Here is a 15,807-nt window from a genome sequence, read left to right as displayed (position 1 = left end):
TGTTGATAATGAAGAGCCCCAAGAAAGCAGCCAATTGCTATCACCGAGAGAGTATTGAAAATAAGCCGAGCTTATAATTGGCTGAATGGCATTCATCGCAAACACCCATCGCCTGCATTTACTGGAAAATGGAGTAAATGAGTGTCGCAGTGTGCTGTGCGGTTCCATTAAGCAAACAAGAGAGGCTTCTTTAATGGACAATTATCACTGTAAGTGATCGACATTCGTGGCGAATGTCTTAGAGCCAATGCAAGGAATATCTGGACTACTTGCATGATCGTGGTGTGTGATGAAGTGATCAGACATAAGTCATACGACAACATATAAATAATGCGCCATATTTAGTTACGTACCAATAGCTCAAGACGGCACACATTCGCTCAAGCAGAGCGTGTCGCAAACGTGCAGAAGGTCAACGATAGCTGGCCGGCCAATACCCGGCCTGGATTTTTTCGACGTCACCCGCAGAGAAAATCGTCGGGCTGTTCGGGCACGCATGAGAAGATACCGGCACCTCACTTCAATACTTCGTTTTTCAGGCCACAAAGCCGACCGCCATGACCAGACCCGTAACGCTCAAGGATGTTGCCAACCATGCAGGTCTTTCCAAGGCTGCGGTGTCGCGCTATCTGAACCGAAGCATCAGCCTGCCGCCGGAAACCGCGCAACGTATCGACCTGGCGATCAAGGCGCTGGACTACCGGGGCAACAGTCTGGCCCGGCGCCTGAGCAAAGGCGGCAGTGAGACCATCGGCCTGGTGCTGCCGGACATCGCCAACCCGTTTTTCGCCGAGCTGGCAGACGCGGCCGAGGAAGAGGCGTCCGCACACGGTTATAACCTGGTGCTGTGTGTCACCCGCAACCTGCTTGAGCGCGAAAGCACGTTTGTGCGTTGGCTGGATTCACGTAACGTCGATGGCTTGCTACTGGTCAGCAACCGCCCGGATGACGGCACGCTGGCCAGCCAGCTGATGAGCTACCGCAATATCATTCTGCTCGACGAAGACGTTCCCGGCACGTCGCAGCCCAAAGTCTTCGCCGACAACCATCAGGGCGGTCGCCTGGCGACTGACTATCTGATCCGCCATGGCCATCGACGCATCGCTCATGTGTCCGGGCCGTCGGCCTTGATGAGTGCTCGCGAGCGCTATGCCGGCTACCGGGAAGCGCTCGCGCTGGCGAGCATCGCAGAGGTGCCGGAATACCTGTGCTTTGGGGATTACAGCCGTGAGTTCGGGCGTATCGCGACCGCACAGCTACTCACCCTGCCCGACCCTCCGGAGGCGATTTTCGCCGCCAGTGACTTCATCGCCCTGGGCGTGCTCGATGTCCTGCGTGAGCGCACTATCAGCGTGCCCGGTGCCATGTCGCTGGTGGGTTTCGACGACGCCGTCTACGCCAGCCTGCTGACCCCGCCGCTGTGTACCATCCGCCAATCCTCCAGAGAGCTTGGCCGTCTCGGCGTGGCGCAACTGCTGCAGAGGATGACGGGCGGCGACTGTGCGCAGGACATCGTGCGCGTACCCGTAGAGCTGGTCTGTCGGGGCACGGTAGCAACGCGCAGTGACTGATTGCGGGGCAACAAGTAACACCCGGCCTTAAATCAGTGCACTGCCGTTTGCCTCCTGAAAAGCCGATGATTGCGGAAAACTGTGGCGCATCAAGGCTGTACGGTCACTGGCAGGCATTGCGAAAAAAATGGCACACAATCTGCTTTCTCTAGTTTTCAAACCTGAAGACAAAACTCATTTGTCTTTTTTTTGAGACAAATGGTAAACCGGTTTACCGATCTGATTTGCCACACCGGCGATCAGGCTAGGAGGATGGCAATGCTGCGTTTGAGCAAGCGTTTCACCCTGACCCTCGGCGTTGTTTTGGCCTTGGCGTTGTCACCCATCATTCAGGCCCAGACCGGCAAACGTCTGGCTCTGGTACAGGTCAACCAACAGGCGCTGTATTTCACCCAGATTACCCAAGGCGCACAGGCGGCGGCGAAAGCTGCCGGAGCAGAGCTGGTGGTGTTCAACGCCAACGACAATCCGTCAGCCCAGAACGACGCCATCGAGGCCTATATTCAGGACAAAGTCGACGCCATTCTGCTCTGCGCCATCGACGTCAACGGTATCAAGCCGGCAGTCACCGCAGCCGCGCAGGCGGGAATCCCGGTGGTGGCAATCGATGCTGTGATCAATGGCGACAATGCCGTGCAGGTCGGCGTGGATAACCGCGAGGCAGCCCGACAGATCGGCCAGTACACCGGCGAATACATCAACCGCGAACTGGCGGGCAAAGCCAGCATCGGCGTTGTCGGAGCCCTCGGCTCTTATGTGCAGAATCTGCGTCTGGACGGCTTCCGCGAGGGTCTGGCGAAGACCGCCAGCCAGGCGAAGATCGTCAATACCGTCGACGGTAACAATGTGCAGGACACCGCCCAGGCTGCGGCGGAAAACCTGCTGACCGCCAACCCTGATCTGCAGATCATTTATGCCACTGGCGAACCCGCCCTGATTGGCTCGGTTGCCGCGAGCGTGTCGCAAGGTGCGGGCGAGCGGGTCAGGATTTTCGGGTGGGACCTGTCCTCTCAGGCAGTGCAGGGTCTGGATGACGGCTCTGTCGCGGTGGTGGTGCAACAGAATACCCAAGCCATGGGCAAGACGGCGGTGGAGTCGGCGCTGGCGCTGTTGTCCGGAAAGACCGTGGCTCGCGAACAGAGCATTCCCGTCACGCTGGTGACCAAAGCCAACCTGGCAGCCTATCGCGCCGAATTCAAATAAGGGGCTCAGCATGCAGACGCCTGGCGAAGTGCCTCGGGTACAGATGAGTGCCATCACTAAACACTACGGCTCGATAGCCTCGTTACGCGGTGTCGATCTGCTGTTGCAGCCCGGTGAAGTGCTGGGGCTGGTGGGCGACAACGGCGCGGGCAAATCCACGCTGACCAAGATTCTGTCAGGTGCCGTGATACCGACCAGCGGACGAATCGCCATCGATGGCGAGGAAGTCAGTTTCAGCGGCCCGGCAGATGCGCAGCGCTGCCATATCCAGATGGTGTACCAGGACCTGTCGCTGTGTGACACCGTCGATGTGGCCGGAAACCTCTTCATGGGCCGCGAACCGATGCGCCGCGTGCTCGGCGTGCCGTTGCTCGATGAGACGCGCATGCACCGCGAAGCACGGCAGATTCTTGAAGCATTGGGCATCACCATTCCGGATACCCGCGCGCAGGTACGACACCTTTCCGGCGGCCAGCGCCAGGCCGTTGCGATTGCCCGCGCGGCCGCCTTCGGCCCTAAGGTTCTGATCATGGACGAGCCCACCGCGGCCCTCGCGGTAGCCGAAGTCGAAGCGGTGCTGGAGTTGATTCGCACCATCAGCCGCCAGGGCGTCAGCGTGATTCTGATCACCCACAGGTTGCAGGACCTGTTTCTGGTCTGCGACCGCCTCATGGTGATGTATGACGGCGCCAATCTGGCCGAGCGAAGGATTGCCGACACCGACCTCAACGAGGTCGTCGAACTCATTGTCGGGCATAAATTCACTGCCCGCTCCGCTAGCGCCTGAAAGGATGTGACGCCATGAAAACGCTCGATCTCACGCGCCAACGCATTCTGCCGCAGTCGCTGTTCAAGCGCCTGCTGCATGATTTTCCCGGCGTGGTCAGCATCGGCCTGTTTTTCGCCCTGTGCTTTGTGCTGTTCGCACTGGTGACCGATAACTTTTTAAGCGGTGCCAACCTGCTCAACGTTATCCGGCAAAACGCGCCGTTATTGATTGTCGCGGTGGCGATGACGCTGGTGGTCACCACCGGCGGCATCGACCTGTCGGTCGGCTCGACCCTGGCGCTGGTCGGTGCGCTGGCGGCCATGGCGCTCAATGCCTGGCACCTGCCCTGGCCGCTGGTTCTGCTCGGCGGGCTTGCGGTCGGCGCGATGATCGGGGCGCTGAACGGCTACTTCATCGCCTACGCGGGCATCCCGGCCTTTATCGTCACCCTCGCCACCCTGACCATTATTCGTGGCCTGGCGATGCTGCTGACGCAAGGCTATTCGATCCCCGTCCCACGCGAAGAAGCGGCGTTTCTGGCCCTCGGTCGCGGCTGGTTTCTCGGCGTGCCGCTGACCGCCTGGCTGGCCTTGCTGGTCACGCTGGGCGGGGTGCTGGTGCTCGGCAAAATGCGTTTTGGCCGCTACCTCACGGGCATCGGTGCCAACGCTGAAAGCGTGCGCCGCGCCGGGGTGAATCATCGCGGTGTGCTGCTGCGGGTCTACATGCTCAGTGGCATGGCGGCCGCGCTGGCCGGCATGATCGTCACCGCCAGGCTGGGCAGTGGTTCCTCGAATCAGGGCGAAGGTTTCGAACTGGAAGTGATTGCTGCCGTGGTCCTCGGCAGTACCAGCCTGTTCGGTGGCTTCGGCACGATTGTCGGCACACTGTTAGGGGTACTGACCATGGCCGCGATCAAGAACGGGCTGATTCTGGCCCACGTCTCACCGTTTTACACGCAAATCGCCACGGGCCTGATCGTACTGCTGGCGATCTGGCTGAACACACGCATTCTACGTACCGGCCGTCCACTCGGGAGGGCTGGAGCATGAGCCTGTTTCGTCATCCTTCACCCCTGCCCCTCGGGGTCGACAGCGGCCATGCCATGACGGTGCTGGGGCCGGTGCCGGTCGAGCGCCTTGGCGTCACCCTGATGCACGAACACATTCTGCTCGACGCTTCGGGCAAGTGGGTGGCACCCAGTTGCTGCGGCGAGCGACACCTGGCCGAGCGCCCGGTGAGCATTGAGCTGCTTGGCGAACTGCACATGAACCCGTTGGTCAGCCGCGACAACTGTCAGCTGTTCGATGTCGACCTGGCCTGTGAGGAGCTGCTGAAGTACCGGGCGCTGGGCGGGGAAACGGTGGTCGATCCGACCAATCTGGGCATCGGCCGCGACCCGCAGGCCTTGCAGCGAATTTCCCGTCTGACCGGCCTGAATATCATCATGGGTGCCGGTTTCTATCTGGAACCCTCGCACCCGCATTACGTGCATGAACGCTCGGTGGAACAGCTGGCGGAGCAGATCATTCATGACGTGGGTGGTGGTGAAGAGAAGCCCGAGGTGATTGCCGGCCTGATCGGCGAGATTGGTGTTTCCGCCGCGTTCACGGCTGACGAAGAGAAATCACTGCGCGCCGCAGCCCGTGCAAGTGCCGCGACCGGCGTGCCGCTTTCAGTGCACTTGCCAGGCTGGGAGCGCCTCGGCCACCGGGTACTGGACATCGTTGAGGCAGAAGGCGCCGACCTGCGCCACACGGTGCTGTGCCACATGAACCCGAGCCACAGCGATCCGGTGTATCAGCATGCGCTGGCGGCACGCGGCGCGTTTCTGGAATACGACATGATCGGCATGGGTTACTACTTCGCCGACGAGCACGCGCAGTCGCCCAGCGATGAGGAAAACGCACGGGCCATCGTCGCCCTGATCGAGCACGGCTTCGGCTCGCAGGTGCTGTTGTCTCAGGACGTCTTTCTGAAAACCATGCTGACTCGCTATGGCGGTCATGGTTATGGCTACCTGCTGAAACACTTTGTCCCGCGCCTGCGCCGTCATGGCGTTACCGGTGAACAACTCGAAAACCTTTTGATCGACAACCCGCGCCGGGTCTTCCAGCGCGGCTTCCAGGCTCCTTTTTCATCGCAGAGGAATGCAACGTCATGAAACAGTCCGTATTGCTGGCTGGCGAATCATGGGTCAGCACGTCAACCCACATCAAAGGCTTCGATCAGTTCGACAGCGTCACTGCGCACAATGGCGCGCGGCGCTTGCTCGCGGCGATGGCAGACAGCGACTATCAGATCACGCAGATGTGCGCCGATCAGGCCCAGACCGACTTTCCGGCCACGGTTGAAGCACTCAGTCAGTATCAGGCGGTGATCCTCTCCGACATCGGTGCCAATACCCTGCTGCTGCACCCCGACACCTGGCTGCGTGGCAAGCGCACGCCCAACCGCCTCAAAGCCCTTCGCGAATACGTCTTGCAGGGCGGTGCATTGATGATGGTCGGCGGCTACTTCAGCTTTCAAGGCATCAACGGCGGCGCGCGCTACCGCGGAACGCCTGTCGAGGAAGTCTTGCCCGTACGCTGCCTGCCTTACGACGACCGTGTCGAAGTGCCGGAAGGCTTTCTGCCGCAGATCCACAGCGATCACCCGATACTGCGAGGCCTGGGCGGCGAATGGCCTTACCTGCTTGGCTACAACGAAGTTGAATTGCATCCCGAAGCTCAATTGCTGGCCACCGTCGAAGGCTCTCGGCACCCGTTGTTTGCCGCGCGCGAGGTCGGTGCCGGACGCACTCTGGCGTGGACCAGCGACCTTTCCGAACACTGGCTGCCGGAAGCTTTTCTCGACTGGGAAGGCTATCGCCGCTTCTGGATCAACAGCCTCGACTGGCTGACCCGCCGTACCTGACCGGAGGCTCCGATGCTCGATGACCCTATAGCCCTGACCCGAGCCCTGCTGGCGTTCCAGACCCTCAACCCGCCGGGCGATGAAGAAGCGTGTGCGGCTTTTCTTGCCGAGCAGCTGACCCGCCACGGATTTGTCTGCGAGCTGCAGCGTTTCGGTGAGCGCCGTTTCAATCTGGTCGCCTGGCTTGAGGGCGACGGCCCCGGCAAACCGCTGGGGTTCACCGGCCACCTGGATACCGTGCCGCTCGGCAGTGCCACCTGGAGTCACTCGCCGTTTGCCGGTGAGATCGTCGATGGCCGGCTGTACGGGCGAGGGTCCAGCGACATGAAAGCGGGCATTGCCGCCTTCATCGTGGCCTGCCAGCGCAGCCGTGATTCCATTCGGCGCGGGCCCGGCGTTCGGCTGATACTCACCGGCGGAGAGGAAACCGGCTGTGACGGCGCCAAGGCCCTGTGCAGTGACGCGCCCCATTTGCTGGGCGAACTGGGCGCACTGCTGATCGGAGAGCCGACGGCCAACTACCCGATACTCGGACACAAAGGCGCGCTATGGCTGCGCTGCGCCAGCCATGGCCTGACGGCCCACGGCGCCATGCCGGAAGAAGGCGTGAACGCTATCTATCTGGCCGCCGAACACATTGGCCGCGCGCAGACCTTTGAAGTAGGCCCTGCCCATCCGCTCATGCGCAAGCCGACGCTGAACGTCGGCACTATCAGCGGCGGCCTTAACATCAACTCGGTACCGGACTACGCAGCGTTCACCCTGGACCTGCGCACTGCACCGAATCTGGACCACGACGAGATTCGCGGACGACTGGCGGCCCATCTGGGCAGCAGCGCGGAACTGAGCACCCTGATTGATCTGCCTGGTATTTGTGCCAGCCCCGACGAGCCTTGGGTGCAACAGGTTTTTGCACGCTGTCAGGCCTTGCATGACGCCCCCCTGGAGGAAAAGGCGGTGCCCTACTTTACCGATGCCGCGGTGCTGCTCCCCGCCATCGGCTATCCGCCTACCCTTATTCTCGGCCCGGGAGAGCCCGGCATGGCGCACAAGGTCGATGAGTATTGTGAAGTCGACAAACTTCAGCAATGCGTCGAACTGTATGCCGGATTGATCGAAGACTGGACAGTCATGCACGCGCCGATGAACGACTGACGCAAGATACTCTCACCAGCCCTTCATAGCCCTCCTCGTCGGCATTCGCTCGGCTCACATTCAAACCGGCTGCGCAAGGCAGCCACTCACCTGGAACGTGCATAGCCATGACAAGGATGTAAACCGTTCTGGACAGCGGACGGGTTGAACGCGTAATAAGGTGCCTAGAAAATTTCCCTAATGGACAGCACGTTAATGGCACTACGCGGTGATGAGGCGGACGACCATGAGTTCCGCAGCCGGTCATATCCCGTCCAGGAAGATATGGCGCAGCAGCGTCGAGTCTGGCGCTTTGAGCGCATCGGCTGGGCAGGCCTGATTGTACTGATAGTGCTGACCCTTGCCGGTTTGTTTTCCAAAGGGCCGTTGAGCCAGGTCGAGCCTCAAACGGCAGATGGCAAACTGCAGGTGAGCTACGAGCGTTTCAGCCGCAACGGCAGTCAGGACGATATGATTGTCACGTCCAGAGGCGCCCCCTCCGAAATGCGTTATCTGGTCGTCGGCAGTGGACTGCTCGAAGGCGTATCGATCGAGAACCTCAACCCCCAGCCCGCGCCCCTTCACAGCGAAGGCCGTGATCTGGTCATTCCGATGCAGGCTGACAAGGACGGTTTAGCCACTTTGTACCTGACTGTTCGCAGTAACGGGGTGGGACTGTACCGAGGGCAAATGCATATGCTGGGTGGCGAAACGCTGCCGATGCCCAGGTTTATCTACCCGTAGAGAGAAAGCGATTTATGGATGCAGTGCTCAGAGCAGCAGCGATTTATTTTGTCTTGATGGTCTTGTTTCGTGTTGCCGGACGCCGCTCCCTTACCGACCTCACTACCTTCGATTTCGTCTTGTTGCTGATCATTGGCGAGGCCACTCAGCAAGCGCTGCTGGGCGATGATTTTTCGGTGACCAACGCGATACTGATCATCTCCACCCTTATCGCCATAGACGTCGGCTTTTCCCTGGCCAAACGCCGATCGAAGCGGCTGGCCAAATTTCTGGATGGCGGCCCCACGGTTATCGTCGAAGACGGCAAGCCACTGACCAAACGAATGAGAGAGGCGCGCATCAGTGAATCCGATGTGATGGAGGCCGCACGAACCACGCAAGGGATCGTGGAGATGAAGGACATCAGGTACGCGATCATTGAAAGGAACGGCGAGATATCGGTCATACCGTTCAAATGAAGGTCTGCAAGTGGTCAGGGACGGCTGCAAGGCGACCCGCGAATCAGCGCTAAAACTTACCTGCGCAGAGTTTCATGGCGACATCCTGAACATCTTTACCGATCAAGTCAGGCTGGGTGCCTGAAGTGATGGCATCGAATGCGCCACCTGGCGGTGCTGACATCAGCCAGCACCGCCAAAAGGTCACGATCAGATCACTGGCTTACGCCTGCTCTTCCTGCTCGTCATCATCGTGCTTGAGTGCCGGCTTCATCCCTGGCTGAGGCGCGTGCTCGGCATTCGGCGCGATTTCTTCGCCGTGGTTCTTTTTCTCTTGCTGGACTTTTTTGTCGTGGGCAACGTTACGTGGATCGGTCATGGGAATTCCTTGATTGGCAGAGGATTCGAACACCCATCGACGTGCTGCATTGTTTGAGCGCCGGGGCAAGATTTGGAGTCAGGCCGTTGCAAGGCGTTCAGTGCATTTGAACCGGCACCTGCCGGGAGGGGCGAGTTGCGGGTTCCGGCCCGAGTTGAGGCGACGGCGTCATGACTCAGCGGACGACAGCCTGAACGCCGGCGACTGAACCAGCTCCATGACCACTTCGCGCAAAGACTGCGCACACGGAGACAGCTCGCGATACGCCAGCGCCAGCACATAGGCAACAGGTGTGCCTGGCCCAGTTATCTCCCGACACGCCAGCCGCCCAGGCTGACGTCGGGCATAGCGCTGCGGCATGAGCGCCACGCCCATTCCTCCGGCGACCAGCGCGGCCGTGGTCTGCATCTGGCGAGGCTGTTGCACGACCCGAGGGGTAAAGCCTGCACTGGCGCAGGCCAGCAGAATGTGCGAGTGCATGCCCGGGCCATGATGCGGGGCGAACAGAATCCACGGTTGGTCTGCCAGCTCCGCAAGACCGATGGACGTCTGCTCGGCCAAGGGATGGTCCTGCGGCAGCACCGCGACCATGCGGTCCTCGAACAGCGGCTCGATATGAATAGTGCCCGGGTCGATGACCGGCAATACCAGAATGCCGACGTCCAGCCGCTCATTGCGCAGGCCTTCAAGCTGCTCGGGAGGGGTGGCCTCCTGCAGTTGAATGTCGACGTTCGGGTTGGCTGCCTGATAGCGACGCAGCAGCGCCGGCAGCAAACCATCGACCACGCTGTCGACAAAGCCCAGGCGAATCGTGCCGAGCATGCCTGCCGCAGAGCGACGTGCCATTTCACAGGCCCGTTCGGCCTGCAGCAGTGTCTGCCGAGCCTCGGCCAGAAACACCACGCCCGCGCCGGTCAGTTGCGTGGAGCGCGTACTGCGCTGCAACAACTGCACACCCAAGCATTCTTCCAGACGACGAATCGCAACGCTCAGGGGCGGCTGTGACATGTTCAAGCGCTGCGCGGCCTTGCGAAAATTCAAGGTTTCAGCGACCACCACGTACTGACGCATCAATTTCAAATCAATCATCTGATATTTTTTTAGTATCAATGAGCTATCAAATTAGTATGTTACAAATAAATGAGCGTTGCACATACTTCATGGTTCAACGGCTAGGGGCGAGATCGCTCACAGCCTGGTCTATGAAGAAGGGGCGCTGATTTGAACACGCGAGCGTACGGTGTCGCCGCACTGGCCGGCTTTGTCGGGGGCAATGTTTCCAGTTTCATCAAATGGGGTACAGAGATCCCCTTCCCGCCTCGCACGCCGGACCGCCCGGTCCCGCCTATGGAGATGCTTGATTCGCTGGGCATCAACGCTCAGCAACTGACTTATGTGTATTCAGAGCATGTGGTGAATTACGGCAGTGCCCTGGTCCACCATGGCTTTTCCATCTTCTTCGCCATGTTCTATTGCCTGCTTGTACTCAGGTATCCGCGCGCCGCCCTGTGGCAGGGTCTGGGTTTCGGCCTGTTGGTGACCCTGGGGTTTCACGGCGTCATCCTGCCGGCGTTCCATTGGGCACCGCCGCTGTGGGAGTTGCCTGCCTCGGAGTTGTTATCGGAAACGTTCGGGCACTTGCTGTGGATGTGGGTGATCGAAGTCATACGGCGGGATTTGCAGCAGCGCTGGCTGCCTCACAGCCAATCGGCCTGAGTAGCGCGCTGCCTTGCGACCGGCACCTGGAATTTCCCTGTAAACGGAGTGACCCGATGAAATCTCTATACACCCTGGCTCTGGCCTGCGCCGCCTGCGCGGGCATGGCGAGTGCCAATGCCGACGTGCAATCGGTGCCGAAAGAGTCTACGCAACTGACTCACAGCAACGGTCAACTGCAACCGCCTGTTTCATATGCCACGCTGTGGGCTGACGAAAAAGGTGCCACGCATGTGGGCCACTGCCGGCTGGAAGGCTTGGAGTTCAAAAGCTATGCCCCGCCAGCCGCGCCGCAATGGGTCGGCGTCTCCCCTGACGATATTGAAAGCATCGCCTACGCGGTGCTGCCAGTGGGATACGTCGGCAACTGGCACCACGCGCCGGGGCCACAATGGGTGATCACCCTGCAGGGGCAATGGTCGGTGGAAACCACCGATGGCAGTGTGCTGGTGCAAGGACCGGGAGAGATGCAGTTCAATGCCGACACCCGGTCCCGGCCGCGTCCGGATGACGAGCGTGTAGGCCACCTGACGCGCACCGTGGGTGATCAACCCAATGTTCAACTGATCATCAAACTTAAACCAGGTGCGGCTGACAAACGTACCAATGGCAGTTGTGCCTACTGATCGCATACGGACCTGAACACATGAAACCGACCTGTAAAAAACGCGTCCTGCGCCCCTCCTCATGGTTATTGGGCGGTGCGCTCCTGGCTGCAGGTTCAGCAGGCGCAACCGACGCCGTCGCCCCTGTCCGGCAAGTCGTTATCGATCCGGCCTTCAGTCAACTGGTTGCCCCCCAGGCCCGCGTCGAGCTGCTCACCGATCAGGCGAAGTGGGCAGAAGGCCCGCTGTGCCTGGCCGATGGCCGTTTGATCTGGAGTGACATCAAGGCCAACAAGGTCAGCAGCTGGCAGGCAAAGGATGGCGTGTCCACCTGGCTGGAAAAGGCCGACTTTCAAAACGGGCATACGCTCGACGGCCAGGGCCGTGTGGTGGCGGCCTCGCATGGCAAGCGTGGCATCGTGCGGCAGGAGTCCAATGGTGAGTGGCGTACAGTGGTCGACACCTACCAGGGCAAACGGCTGAACAGCCCGAACGATGTCGTGGCAGATAAAAGCGGCGCTCTCTGGTTTTCCGATCCCACTTTCGGTGTGCTGAGCAAAAGCGAAGGCTATGGCGGCAAGCCCGAGCAAGGCGGTGAGTTCATCTATCGTTACGTACCCGACACCGGGCAGATCACCCGTCTCGACACGCCCGAAGTCCACTCGCCCAACGGCCTGGCCTTCTCGCCGGATCAGCAGCTGCTTTATGTGGCCGACTCACAAATGGCCCACGACTTCACCAACAAGAAGCTGGCACATCGCATCATGGTCTATCAGGTGCGCGACGGTCGCTTGATCAACGGCAAAGTGTTCGCTGACATCGAGCCCGGCATCCCTGACGGGATCAAAGTCGACGCGCTTGGCAACCTGTGGAGCAGCAGCAAGGAAGGTATTCAGGTGTTTTCCGCAGCAGGCAAGCCACTGGGCAAACTGCTGGTCGCGGCGGCCGATACCAGCAACCTGACATTCTGCTCCAGCGAGCAGGCAAGCTGGGCGTACATTACCGCTGCCAACAAGGTGCTCAGGGTGCAGGTGACGAAGAGCGTAGCTGGTCAGTAGGACGGACTGTCCCGATGCTCATTGGGTAGCAGTAGACCGATTCAAAGCCCGGCACACGGCGCCGGGCTTTGAATACGATGCCTAGGCTCTGTACGAAAAGTCGGCGAGCGAAGGTCAGGCGAGGCAAAAACAGGCGAGGAAGCGGAGTCTACGTGTTGTAAATGAGCATTCCGATTGGACTCGCATCCGAGCCTGTTTTTAACGAAGCATCACCGAGCGCAGCCACTTTTCGTACAGAGTCTAGAACCAGGTCTCCATCTGGATACCGAACTGCCAAACACCACCGGAATTGAAGTCGCTTTTGCCGAAGTTGCCGGTCGTGCTGTAGCGGTCCAGGTCCGAAGACCAGTTCATGAGGCTTGCGAACACTCGCAGTTCGGGACGCGTAAGCAGGTCACCCATGTCCGGCTTGAAGGTCGGCGCAACCGTAAACTTCCAGAAGTTACCGTCGACCGCATTGCGTTGCAGGTAGCCTTTGGGGTCGAGGTCCATGGTTTGCCAACTCAGCTCGTAGGCCATCTCAAAGTTGCTGTTGATCTCGTTGGCCAGGCGCATGTTCAGCGTGAGCCAGCGGTAATCGTCGCCTTTGACATAGCGGTCTTTGCTCTGCTCGGCCAGCAGGCTCGGGCCGATACGCCATCCCGGCGCGATAGGCGTCTCGCCATACATGGCCAGACGCAACGCGCGGGCGTCGTCGAGCAGTTCGCCATCCGAACCAATGTCCTTGACCTGTGCACCCAGGCCCTGCCCATAGAGCAACGCCGTCTTGAAGAAGCCTTCGCGGCCGAAAAAGTCTTTCTGGTGATTGGCCAACATGGTGTGCAGGCCTGAATCTGCGGGTGCAAAACCGGCTTGATTGGTGCGCGTACCGACGTCGTTTTTCCTTGCGCCAATAGCGTTGAACATCCACTGCCACTGACCATTGTCGAAGAATTGGTTGGAGGTCAGGATGTAGCTTTCCACATCGGCATCGACGCCGCCCTCACTGAAATCTCCGTAGTTACGTCCGATCAGGGAGTAGTTCGAGCGCCAGTCCCTGGTCATCTGCACATCGTAGATACCGCCACCGGTCCCGGCCAGAAAGACCACGTCCGAGTCCAGCCAGTGGATATCGAAATTATCCCTGTCGAAGCGCTTGCCGGCCCACAGGGTGGAGTTCTCGAACACTGAATTACCCTTGAAGGCGGCGATGTGGTCGAGTTCGGTAAATACCTGACGCACGTTCAGGCTGCTTTCGGTGGGTGTCCAGTCGTTATAGCTTTCAACGCCATCGGCGATGGAGACCGTGAACTTGGAGCGCGTGCCGTTCTGCGCGTAGATCTCTTTCGACAGATCGAAGCGCATGTAGGTGTCGTCTTCGTTACCCAGCCGTCCGACCGCCCCACCGACTGAACCCGCGGGTGTTGTATAAGGCCCGCCGCGACCGCCGCCCAATCCGTCGTTGATCAACAGGCCGGAGCGAGCATAGCCCTTGAAGCTGAACCCGTCGGTGAGGTGTCCGACACCGCCTGGCTTCTCCATGCTTTGCTGGCGGGCTTCGAGTTTTGCTACGCGATCATCCAGAGCGGGCTGTGGACTGGCTGCCACAGTCGGCGCGGAAATAGGCGCGGCAGGCTGCGCAGCGGGGGTGGCGAGTTTGAGTTGCTGCAGTTCCCTGGCGAGCGCCTGGGTTTGCTGTTCGGCTGCGGCTGCACGTTTTTCCGCAGCGCTGGCACGGGCTTCAAAAGCGGCCATCCGTTCTTCCAGAGTCGCGGCCTGAGAGACGGTTGTCGAGGTGCCGAGTACCCCTGCGAGTAGCCATCTTGATGCGTTCTGCATGTGGACTTCCTGTTTTGTTTTTATTGTTTTCGTGACGTTGGCCGGGCCTTTTTCCCTCAACACAAAATTGTGCAAATCGAAGAAAAAAGGGTGCCACATCGAAAATACGCTGCTACATTGACGATGTTAACGTTAACTTTTATAAAAACAAAAATAAAGAGGGCTCTATGAAACAGCTGAAATCTCTTCTTCCCGCCGCGCTGCTCACCCTGTCTGCAGGGTTTCCTGCGCTGTCGAACGCCGCCAATCTGACGATCTCGTGTGGGGCCGTCGGTGCTGAGTTGCAACTGTGCAAGGAGGCAGTCGATAGCTGGTCAAAACAGACCGGCAACAACGTCCAGGTGGTTTCCACGCCTAACTCTGCGACCGAGCGCCTGTCGTTCTACCAGCAGATCCTCAGTGCCCAGTCCACCGACATCGATATCATTCAAATCGACATGGTGTGGCCGGGGATGCTCGCCAAACACCTGACGGACCTGCGCGAACTGCTTCCGGCAAATGCAACACAAGGCTATTTCCAGGCCCAGGTGGACAACGCCACCGTCGACGGCCGGCTGGTGTCGATGCCCTGGTTTACCGACTCGGGGCTGCTGTATTACCGCAAGGATCTGCTCGACAAGTACCAACAGCCGGTCCCCCAGACCTGGGAAGACATGACCGCTACCGCCAAAAAAGTGCAAAAAGCCGAGCGCGATGCCGGGAACGCCACGATGTGGGGCTATGTGTTCCAGGGGCGCGCTTATGAAGGCCTGACATGCAACGCCCTGGAATGGATCAGCAGCCAGCCGGACGGCGGACTGGTCAACCCGCGCGGAGACATCGTGGTCAACAGCCAGGCCTCACGAGTCGCGCTGACCCTGGCCAAGAGCTGGGTCGGCGACATCTCCCCGCCCGGCGTCCTCAATTACACCGAGGAAGAAGGCCGTGGCGTGTTCCAGTCGGGAAATGCGCTGTTCATGCGCAACTGGCCTTACGTGTGGGCCTTGGTGCAAAGCAAGGACAGCGCGATAAAAGACAAGGTTGGCGTAGCGCCCCTCCCCAGCGGCGGCGCGAACGGCACCCATGCTTCAACGCTCGGAGGCTGGGGGCTGGCGGTTTCGCGCTACAGCCGCAACCCCAAGCTGGCGGCAGAACTGGTTGCCTACCTGACCAGCGCCCAACAGCAAAAACAGCGTGCCCTGGCAGGTGCCTACAACCCGGTCATCGAGTCGCTGTATGCCGACCCCGAGTTGCTCGCGGCGATGCCTTACTACCCCCAGTTGCACAGCATCCTCAGCAATGGGGTCATGCGCCCCGCCGCCATCACGGCCAACGGCTACCCACGCGTCTCCAACGCCTTCTTCGATCGGGTGCATAGCGTGCTGGCGGGCGATATTCCGGTCGATCAGGCACTGGTCGAACTGGAACTCGAACTGACCCGCATCAAACGCCGGAACTGGTAAGCCACACGTAAGGAA

At 59.9% G+C, this 15,807-nt stretch carries 16 protein-coding genes; 13 read left to right on the top strand and 3 right to left on the bottom strand.

Going from position 1 to position 15,807, the window contains the following annotated elements; translation table 11 throughout:
* Window positions 1–557 precede the first annotated feature (557 nt).
* From KBY08_RS24470 to KBY08_RS24430, 9 genes are all read left to right on the top strand, one after another.
* Entirely contained in the window at window positions 558–1,571 is a 1,014-nt protein-coding gene (locus tag KBY08_RS24470; RefSeq protein WP_011266623.1) for a LacI family DNA-binding transcriptional regulator, read from the top strand.
* Between the two features lie 258 nt (window positions 1,572–1,829).
* Window positions 1,830–2,774, top strand: coding sequence for a substrate-binding domain-containing protein (locus tag KBY08_RS24465; RefSeq protein WP_011266622.1), 945 nt, complete (start codon window positions 1,830–1,832; stop codon window positions 2,772–2,774).
* A gap of 10 nt (window positions 2,775–2,784) precedes the next feature.
* The gene (locus tag KBY08_RS24460; protein ID WP_011266621.1) at window positions 2,785–3,561 is read left to right on the top strand and encodes an ATP-binding cassette domain-containing protein; all 777 of its coding nucleotides are present in this window, start codon (window positions 2,785–2,787) and stop codon (window positions 3,559–3,561) included.
* A gap of 14 nt (window positions 3,562–3,575) precedes the next feature.
* Entirely contained in the window at window positions 3,576–4,595 is a 1,020-nt protein-coding gene (locus tag KBY08_RS24455) for an ABC transporter permease (protein ID WP_003371220.1), read from the top strand.
* Entirely contained in the window at window positions 4,592–5,707 is a 1,116-nt protein-coding gene (locus tag KBY08_RS24450) for a phosphotriesterase (protein ID WP_024661299.1), read from the top strand. The genes KBY08_RS24455 and KBY08_RS24450 overlap by 4 nt, the downstream gene beginning before the upstream one ends.
* The gene (locus KBY08_RS24445; RefSeq protein ID WP_225651291.1) at window positions 5,704–6,459 is read left to right on the top strand and encodes a glutamine amidotransferase; all 756 of its coding nucleotides are present in this window, start codon (window positions 5,704–5,706) and stop codon (window positions 6,457–6,459) included. Before KBY08_RS24450 ends, KBY08_RS24445 begins: the two co-directional genes overlap by 4 nt.
* Window positions 6,460–6,471: 12 nt before the next feature.
* The gene (locus KBY08_RS24440) at window positions 6,472–7,614 is read left to right on the top strand and encodes a M20 family metallopeptidase (protein WP_104683667.1); all 1,143 of its coding nucleotides are present in this window, start codon (window positions 6,472–6,474) and stop codon (window positions 7,612–7,614) included.
* Window positions 7,615–7,878: 264 nt separating this feature from the next.
* Complete coding sequence (locus tag KBY08_RS24435; protein WP_080435838.1) at window positions 7,879–8,337, top strand: hypothetical protein; 459 nt, start codon at window positions 7,879–7,881, stop codon at window positions 8,335–8,337.
* Between the two features lie 14 nt (window positions 8,338–8,351).
* Window positions 8,352–8,795: a DUF421 domain-containing protein gene (locus KBY08_RS24430; protein WP_003317797.1), complete on the top strand. Its 444-nt coding sequence runs from the start codon at window positions 8,352–8,354 to the stop codon at window positions 8,793–8,795.
* A 202-nt stretch (window positions 8,796–8,997) separates the two neighbouring features.
* On the opposite strand, the gene KBY08_RS24425 is transcribed toward KBY08_RS24430, so the two are convergent.
* Both KBY08_RS24425 and KBY08_RS24420 read right to left on the bottom strand, forming a co-directional pair.
* A complete protein-coding gene (locus tag KBY08_RS24425) occupies window positions 8,998–9,153 on the bottom strand; it encodes a hypothetical protein (RefSeq protein WP_003317799.1) in 156 nt (51 codons plus the stop codon).
* 168 nt (window positions 9,154–9,321) lie between these two features.
* Window positions 9,322–10,242, bottom strand: coding sequence for a LysR family transcriptional regulator (locus KBY08_RS24420; RefSeq protein WP_060406405.1), 921 nt, complete (start codon window positions 10,240–10,242; stop codon window positions 9,322–9,324).
* 132 nt (window positions 10,243–10,374) lie between these two features.
* Here KBY08_RS24420 and KBY08_RS24415 point away from each other — a divergent pair, with 132 nt between their 5' ends.
* The 3 genes from KBY08_RS24415 to KBY08_RS24405 are packed head-to-tail and all read left to right on the top strand — an operon-like array spanning window position 10,375 to window position 12,532.
* Entirely contained in the window at window positions 10,375–10,869 is a 495-nt protein-coding gene (locus KBY08_RS24415) for a YagU family protein (protein ID WP_111522693.1), read from the top strand.
* A 56-nt stretch (window positions 10,870–10,925) separates the two neighbouring features.
* Window positions 10,926–11,495: a hypothetical protein gene (locus KBY08_RS24410; RefSeq protein ID WP_096104054.1), complete on the top strand. Its 570-nt coding sequence runs from the start codon at window positions 10,926–10,928 to the stop codon at window positions 11,493–11,495.
* A gap of 20 nt (window positions 11,496–11,515) precedes the next feature.
* Window positions 11,516–12,532: an SMP-30/gluconolactonase/LRE family protein gene (locus KBY08_RS24405; protein ID WP_111522694.1), complete on the top strand. Its 1,017-nt coding sequence runs from the start codon at window positions 11,516–11,518 to the stop codon at window positions 12,530–12,532.
* A 240-nt stretch (window positions 12,533–12,772) separates the two neighbouring features.
* On the opposite strand, the gene KBY08_RS24400 is transcribed toward KBY08_RS24405, so the two are convergent.
* Window positions 12,773–14,350: a carbohydrate porin gene (locus tag KBY08_RS24400; RefSeq protein ID WP_111522695.1), complete on the bottom strand. Its 1,578-nt coding sequence runs from the start codon at window positions 14,348–14,350 to the stop codon at window positions 12,773–12,775.
* 167 nt (window positions 14,351–14,517) lie between these two features.
* Here KBY08_RS24400 and KBY08_RS24395 point away from each other — a divergent pair, with 167 nt between their 5' ends.
* Entirely contained in the window at window positions 14,518–15,792 is a 1,275-nt protein-coding gene (locus tag KBY08_RS24395) for an ABC transporter substrate-binding protein (RefSeq protein ID WP_225651290.1), read from the top strand.
* The last annotated feature ends 15 nt before the right edge of the window (window positions 15,793–15,807 follow it).

Source organism: Pseudomonas sp. P135, from assembly GCF_020312125.1.
In the GTDB taxonomy this organism is placed as follows: Bacteria; Pseudomonadota; Gammaproteobacteria; order Pseudomonadales; family Pseudomonadaceae; genus Aquipseudomonas; species Aquipseudomonas fragariae.
The sequence above is the reverse complement of the archived record's forward strand: the minus strand, read 5'-3'. Positions and strand labels throughout refer to the sequence as shown.

Excerpts from the sequence above, each read along its gene's own strand:
- KBY08_RS24470 (WP_011266623.1), top strand. The coding sequence starts at position 558 with ATGACCAGACCCGTAACGCTCAAGGATGTTGCCAACCATGCAGGTCTT.
- KBY08_RS24465 (WP_011266622.1), top strand. The coding sequence starts at position 1,830 with ATGCTGCGTTTGAGCAAGCGTTTCACCCTGACCCTCGGCGTTGTTTTG.
- KBY08_RS24460 (WP_011266621.1), top strand. The coding sequence starts at position 2,785 with ATGCAGACGCCTGGCGAAGTGCCTCGGGTACAGATGAGTGCCATCACT.
- KBY08_RS24455 (WP_003371220.1), top strand. The coding sequence starts at position 3,576 with ATGAAAACGCTCGATCTCACGCGCCAACGCATTCTGCCGCAGTCGCTG.
- KBY08_RS24450 (WP_024661299.1), top strand. The coding sequence starts at position 4,592 with ATGAGCCTGTTTCGTCATCCTTCACCCCTGCCCCTCGGGGTCGACAGC.
- KBY08_RS24445 (WP_225651291.1), top strand. The coding sequence starts at position 5,704 with ATGAAACAGTCCGTATTGCTGGCTGGCGAATCATGGGTCAGCACGTCA.
- KBY08_RS24440 (WP_104683667.1), top strand. The coding sequence starts at position 6,472 with ATGCTCGATGACCCTATAGCCCTGACCCGAGCCCTGCTGGCGTTCCAG.
- KBY08_RS24435 (WP_080435838.1), top strand. The coding sequence starts at position 7,879 with ATGGCGCAGCAGCGTCGAGTCTGGCGCTTTGAGCGCATCGGCTGGGCA.
- KBY08_RS24430 (WP_003317797.1), top strand. The coding sequence starts at position 8,352 with ATGGATGCAGTGCTCAGAGCAGCAGCGATTTATTTTGTCTTGATGGTC.
- KBY08_RS24425 (WP_003317799.1), bottom strand. The coding sequence starts at position 9,153 with ATGACCGATCCACGTAACGTTGCCCACGACAAAAAAGTCCAGCAAGAG.
- KBY08_RS24420 (WP_060406405.1), bottom strand. The coding sequence starts at position 10,242 with ATGATTGATTTGAAATTGATGCGTCAGTACGTGGTGGTCGCTGAAACC.
- KBY08_RS24410 (WP_096104054.1), top strand. The coding sequence starts at position 10,926 with ATGAAATCTCTATACACCCTGGCTCTGGCCTGCGCCGCCTGCGCGGGC.
- KBY08_RS24405 (WP_111522694.1), top strand. The coding sequence starts at position 11,516 with ATGAAACCGACCTGTAAAAAACGCGTCCTGCGCCCCTCCTCATGGTTA.
- KBY08_RS24400 (WP_111522695.1), bottom strand. The coding sequence starts at position 14,350 with ATGCAGAACGCATCAAGATGGCTACTCGCAGGGGTACTCGGCACCTCG.
- KBY08_RS24395 (WP_225651290.1), top strand. The coding sequence starts at position 14,518 with ATGAAACAGCTGAAATCTCTTCTTCCCGCCGCGCTGCTCACCCTGTCT.